This is a genomic window from Hyphomonas sp. UBA3601 (assembly GCF_002375605.1).
In the GTDB taxonomy this organism is placed as follows: Bacteria; Pseudomonadota; Alphaproteobacteria; order Caulobacterales; family Hyphomonadaceae; genus Hyphomonas.
Genome location: NZ_DFME01000079.1, coordinates 9,888 through 15,854 on the forward strand (window position 1 = coordinate 9,888; position 5,967 = coordinate 15,854).

Consider the following 5,967-nt stretch of genomic DNA (forward strand, 5'->3'; position numbering starts at 1 on the left):
GTATCGATTGCGGCGTTTGTCTTGACGGCGGCAGCGCCGGATACGTTTTCGCGGGAAGAGTTGCAGGCACTCGAAGCTGAGCGGCAGGCCGCCGAGCAAAAGCTTGAAGCGCTGCAGGCCGCCGGTGAAAATACGCTGAGCGACATAAAGAATATCGACAGCCAGTTGATTTCGGCGGCTATGGAGTCCCAGCGCCGTGAAGAACAGGCTTCGAACGCCGAGAAATCCCTGATCGATCTTGGTGCGCGTCGAGTATCGGCGCAGATGAGCCTGCTCGAGAACCGCCAGGCTCTGGAAGACCTGCTTGCAGCGCTTGCCGCATCCAATCGCCGGAAGCCGCCTGCCTTGATCGTGTCCCCGAGCAAAGCGAACACGGCTGTGCGCCGGGCCATCCTGATGAGCGAGACAACTCCGCGCCTTGCGACGGAATCGGAAGAATTGTCGCGGGAAATCGATACGCTGAACGAGCTTGAGCGCCGTATCCGCGGCGAAAAAGCCAAACTCGACGCTGCCGAAGCGACACTAGCTTTGAAACAGGTCGAGATTGAGCGGCTCGCCGCTGCCAAGCGTGGGAATTTCGAGGATTTGTCCGGCGATATCGCGTTGTTGAAGGCACACGCGGCAGAGATTGGTGCCAGGGAAGAAGATTTGAGATCATTGCTGGCATCGCTCGAGGCTCAGGCGCCGTCTGCGCCCGGCGCCAAACCGGACCTCAGACCGCGCCTTGTGTCCAATTCGCCTTCGTCGAAACCGTCAGCCACGTCCGCTGTTGCGCGTACACCAGCTTCGCGACCACTGGGGCGTGCTGTCATCGGGGCGCTGAAGCCCCCCGTTGCAGGTTCGCTTGCGCGGGCCTTTGGCGAAAAGTTGCCCACTGGTGGCAAGTCGGAATGGGTCGCCTTTGCCACGCGGGCCAATGCCCAAGTGGTCGCACCGGTTGGCGGTACGGTTGAGTATGCGCGGCCATTTCGAACGTATGGATCAATGTTAATTTTGCGGACGAGTGACGGTTACCATGTTATTCTTACAGGCATGAGCCGGATCTATGTCACTGAAGGCCAAGGCGTTTCTGTGGGCGAGCCTGTTGGACGCATGCCTGATCGAGCCGAGCCGGTTCCCGAGCTGAATATGGAATTAAGGCTTGGCGACAAGGTTATGAATCCGGCAGACTGGCTGCCAGGCCGGAGCTAAGGTCAAAAGGATTATGGAGGACTGGAATATGCGTTCACTACTGACAGGGGCTGCCCTTGGTGTCGTTCTGGGTGGCGCGGCTGTCGGATTTTCCGCCTTCGCCTCTCCTGAGGACCGGGCTGAAGATCCGCGCATGGTCACCTACCAGCAGTTGGACCTGTTCGCAGAAATCCTCGCCCGCGCCCGCCAGGATTATGTAACGGAAGTCGACGAAAAGGCCGCCATGAAAGCCGCCATCAACGGCATGCTTACCTCACTCGACCCGCATTCGAGCTATCTCGATCCGGATGATTTTCGTTCGATGCAGGTTCAGACCAGCGGAGAATATGGTGGTCTCGGGATTGAAGTCACAATGGAAGATGGTTTCGTCAAAGTCATCTCTCCGATGGATGATACACCTGCGAGCCGTGCAGGTATCCAGCCGGGTGACCTGATCACATCCATCAATGGGAAGCCGATCATCGGCCAGACACTGAACGAAGCCGTCAAGGAAATGCGCGGCGAAAAGGGCACCGATATCGATGTCACGATCCTGCGCGAAGGCGAGGATCCCTTTGACGTCACTTTGACCCGGGAAGTAATTCAGCAGAAATCCGTTACCTGGAAAATGCAGGAAAGCGATATTGGATATATCCGTATTTCAACCTTCAACGAGCGCACGACTCTGCTGCTTGAAGAGGCAGTCGAAGGCATCGCTAAAGAAACCGGCTCGCGTCCACGCGGCTTGATTGTGGACTTGCGCAACAATGGCGGCGGTCTGCTGGATCAGGCTGTTTCGGTCTCCGACATGTTTCTCTCTGGCGGTGAGGTTGTGTCGACGCAGGGCCGACGCATTTCCGACATGGAGCGCTATAACGCCCGTTCCGGGGAAGTCTTTAAGGGCGTCCCGATGATCGTGCTGATCAATGGCGGCTCAGCCTCGGCTTCCGAGATTGTCGCTGGCGCTTTGCAGGATCGGCATCGGGCCACCGTTTTGGGTACGACCAGCTTTGGCAAGGGGTCGGTGCAAACCGTCATTCCACTTGGCGCAGATCGCGGCGCAGTCCGCCTGACGACGGCGCGCTATTACACGCCAGCGGGTCGCTCCATTCAGGCGCTCGGCATCGACCCGGACATCGAGATCACCCAGGCACGCCTGTCTGAAGAAGAGCTTGCCCAGATCAATCGCTGGTCCGAGGCCGACCTGCCGCACGCATTGGCCAATGAAGACGGTGAAGCGCGCAAAGATGTTTCCTTGCCTGATGAGCAGCCGCCTGAAGATTGGGATGGTGAGGATTTTCAGCTCAAGAGAGCGATTGAAATGCTCAAGGAAGGCACTGTCACGGCCAGTGCAATGAGGCGCGCAGGTTAACCGGATGTTTGCAACCTGTTAACCAGTTGGATGCAATTCTGATTGTTCAGAATTCTTTTAAACTGGTTTGACGAGGTCCATCGATGGCTAGCCGCAGGGATGCCGACCCATCTCCTTTGCGCACGGGTCTGACCCATGCTGCTATGAGCCTGCTTGTATTTGGTGGAGTGGGTGCCAGTCTTGGTGCCGCGATCCATTATTCCGGCAATCCCGCAGATTCCGGACCGAGCGAAGTGCTGGCCTTGTTTGAGACCAGCCAAGGGTCTACCGCCGCACTCAAATCCCGGCTGAAGGCGGAGACGCCCCAGGATTTGGGCGCGCGTGTTGTTTTGGCACAAGATGATGCGGTTTCTGATCAGCCAAGCCTGGGCGTGGAATATGCTGAGGCTTCATCCCCCCGTCCGTCGGAAGTCCCGACCGGGCAGGGGGATGAAGAGTCCTCAGGTGAGGGCATTCGGATCAATGGAAAGCTGGTGCGTCCCGGCGAGTCCTATGGCGAGGTCACGCGTGTAGCGTCGCTCGATACAGCGCCTGTTCCGGGCCTGACGGAGCGGATCAACGGACTGTCTCTGCCGCGCATTTCTGCTGACGGCCAGGCACCGTCCGATGTGTATGCTCGCCCCTTTGCCAATCCCGGCAACCAGCCGATCGTGGCGGTCGTCATTGGCGGACTTGGCATCAATGCGACCCATACCAAGGCAGCAATCGAAGAGTTGCCGCCTGAAGTGACCCTGTCCTTCGCGCCAGACGCGGGCAATCTACAGTACTGGGTCAACAAGGCGCGCGAAAAAGGACACGAAGTCCTGATCGAAGTGCCAATGGAATCCTTCGAGTATGGTCGCATGAAGATGCATCCGCAAACCCTGTTGGCCGGCGACACCGGTGAACGCAATTTGCCGCGTCTCGAAAAGCTGCTCAGCCGGGCAAGCGGATATTTTGGGATCATCAATTATCAGGGTGCCAAATTCGCCGAAGATCCCGGCGCTGTCGGCCCCGTCCTTCAAGCCCTGCATGATCGCGGCATCGCCCTCGTCGAGGATGGCAGCTTCCAGACCGGCGCCTTCGACCGCGCCGCCGGACGCACACAAATGAAATTTGCACGCGCCGCAGCCACAATTGACGCAAAGCTGACCGCAGATGACATCCGGACCGAGTTGCTGGGCCTCGAAACGCTCGCGAAGGAAAACGGCGCGTCCATGGGAACTGGGTATGCCTTCCCGCTGACAATCGAGATCGCCAAGGACTGGACGAAGGACATGCAGAAACGTGGGGTCGTTCTGGCACCGGCGTCTGCCCTGATTTCGGTGTCTGCAAAAACTTCCCAACCGAAGCGCGTCCAGACTGGAAGCTTGTCTCAGGCTCCGGTAAACCCGGAAGGGTGACGATACACGCGCCCGATCCCGACCTCTACAGACCCAATGTCGGTCTCGCCCTGTTTTCAAAAGCAGGTTATGTTTTTATTGGGCGGCGCATCAATGGCCGGGGAGCGTTCCAATGGCAGATGCCGCAAGGTGGGATCGACAAGGGCGAGACGCCCTTGGTCGGCGCACTCCGCGAACTCGAAGAAGAAGTCGGCGTACCGGAAAAACTGGTGGATGTTCTCGAGGAGACGTCGGACTGGTTGTTCTACGATTTCCCACCTGATTTGAAGAAGCGTTTGCCCGGGCCTTATATTGGTCAGCGGCAGAAATGGTTCGCTTTCCGGTTCAAGGGGGCCGATAGCGATGTTCGCCTCGACCGGCATACGCCGGAATTCGATGCTTGGCGTTGGGCGCGGCTCGAGGAAGTTCCTTCGCTGGTCGTACCGTTCAAGCGCATGGTGTATTCTGAAGTTTCCCAGCGGTTCACCAGTTGGGCCGAACCGGTCCCCGGCCACAAGGAAGTTCAGGGTTGAAACCCTCCAAGCAATAGAGGCGTAAACCGATGACAAAATCCTTGCTGATGATCCATGGGATCGGGTGTGGCGGTGAGGTCTGGGATCGGATGCGCGTGGGGTTCGAGGCGGCAGGCTGGAACTGCGACGCTCCAACACTGTTTCCGGACCAGCGGGTGCCTGACTCTCCTCCAGCTTCGCTGTCTGATCTCGGCCTGGATGACTATGTGAAATCCATGGCGGATACGGTTCGCCGGATTGAGAGTGAAACTGGCAGCCCGCCTGCCGTGATTGGCCATTCGATGGGGGGCTTGATTGCCCAATGCCTGGTCGAGCAGGGGCTCGTGAGTCAGGCGGTCTTCCTGACGCCGGCTCAGCCCAAGGATTGCAGCGCGGTGACCCTGTCGGTCGCCTATACATTTCTCAACATCCTTATCAGCCGGAATCGTTCGAAAGCTTACAAAGTTTGGGAGTCAGGATTTCGTTATGGCGTGCTCAACAAGGTGCCGTCGCGTCGTCATGCAGAGATCTACGCTGATGCGCTGTACGACTCCGGGAAGGTTTACGGCGACATCGCAGATGGAATCGAGATCGACGAGACCTTGTTTACAATTCCAACACTGACGATCGCTGCTGGTGCAGACCGTGCGACGCCTGCCAAGGCCGTCCGCAAGGTGGGGCAAAAATACGCAAAAAGCCCAGTAGCGGGTGACTTTCTGGAATATCCGAACAATGCCCATTGGATCGTGGATGAGCCGGGTACTGACAAGGTGGTTTCGGACATTGTTACCTGGCTTGCAAAGACGAGACCTGCTGCTTGAGGCGGTCATGAAAAGAGGCACCCGCCGATTGGCGAATGCCTCTAAACCCGTTTAGTCCTTCCAGCCGATCAGTCGGCGGCTGTGATTGTTGCCGTGCCGGATTGGCCCGCAGTGTTTGTAAAGCCAGTCGAGAAGCCGACATCTTCGCCCAGTTCGTCGAAGGTTGCACAAATATCACCTTCGGGTGTCTGGCCACAGATTGTCTTGGATTCTTCATCCATCGTGTACGGAATGGGATCGCCTCCATCCATGGAGGCCGTGCCGTTTTCATAGAATACAACAAGCGCGGTCGTGCCATCGCTGCTTGCGAATTCGACCGTGGTGGATTGTGCCATTGCAGGCAGAGCGAACAGCGTAATTGCCGCACTCGCCGCTAAAAAGAGTTTCATGGAAGTCTCCTCCGTCTTTCAGGTTTGTTCTTTTGCACTCTACCTCGGTTTCGAGGCTATCAATGCTGGGGACGGAGTCCATAAAAAACCCCGGCATTGAGGGCCGGGGTTGATCAATTCTGAGAGAAAGTCGGCTCAGCCCTTGCCGGCCATGCGCAGGAAGCGGTTGCGCAAATCGGCGTCCGATTTGAACACGCCTGTGAACTGCGTCGTGATCGTGCTGACATCCTTGTGGTGGACGCCCCGTGTCGACATGCATTCATGTACGGCGTCGATCAGGACCGCCGTGCCCATCGGGGCAAGGCTGTCGGTAATCGCATCACAGATTTGCGCGGTCATGGT

At 57.8% G+C, this 5,967-nt stretch carries 7 protein-coding genes; 5 read left to right on the top strand and 2 right to left on the bottom strand.

The window, feature by feature from the left end:
- The 5 genes from B4F73_RS08020 to B4F73_RS08040 all read left to right on the top strand — a co-directional run.
- On the top strand, positions 1–1,191 hold a 1,191-nt coding region (locus tag B4F73_RS08020; protein ID WP_290482961.1), incomplete at its 5' end, for a murein hydrolase activator EnvC family protein.
- A 28-nt stretch (positions 1,192–1,219) separates the two neighbouring features.
- A complete protein-coding gene (locus tag B4F73_RS08025) occupies positions 1,220–2,542 on the top strand; it encodes a S41 family peptidase (protein WP_290482962.1) in 1,323 nt (440 codons plus the stop codon).
- 83 nt (positions 2,543–2,625) lie between these two features.
- Entirely contained in the window at positions 2,626–3,924 is a 1,299-nt protein-coding gene (locus B4F73_RS08030; protein ID WP_290482963.1) for a divergent polysaccharide deacetylase family protein, read from the top strand.
- A 2-nt stretch (positions 3,925–3,926) separates the two neighbouring features.
- Complete coding sequence (locus tag B4F73_RS08035) at positions 3,927–4,436, top strand: RNA pyrophosphohydrolase (protein ID WP_206993284.1); 510 nt, start codon at positions 3,927–3,929, stop codon at positions 4,434–4,436.
- Between the two features lie 29 nt (positions 4,437–4,465).
- Positions 4,466–5,236: an alpha/beta hydrolase gene (locus B4F73_RS08040; protein ID WP_290482964.1), complete on the top strand. Its 771-nt coding sequence runs from the start codon at positions 4,466–4,468 to the stop codon at positions 5,234–5,236.
- Between the two features lie 68 nt (positions 5,237–5,304).
- On the opposite strand, the gene B4F73_RS08045 is transcribed toward B4F73_RS08040, so the two are convergent.
- On the bottom strand, positions 5,305–5,625 hold the full coding sequence (locus B4F73_RS08045; protein WP_206991504.1) for a hypothetical protein: 321 nt from the start codon (positions 5,623–5,625) through the stop codon (positions 5,305–5,307).
- A 135-nt stretch (positions 5,626–5,760) separates the two neighbouring features.
- Positions 5,761–5,967, bottom strand: a 207-nt coding sequence (locus B4F73_RS08050) for a GTP cyclohydrolase I (RefSeq protein WP_290482965.1), incomplete at its 5' end; no start/stop codon positions are given.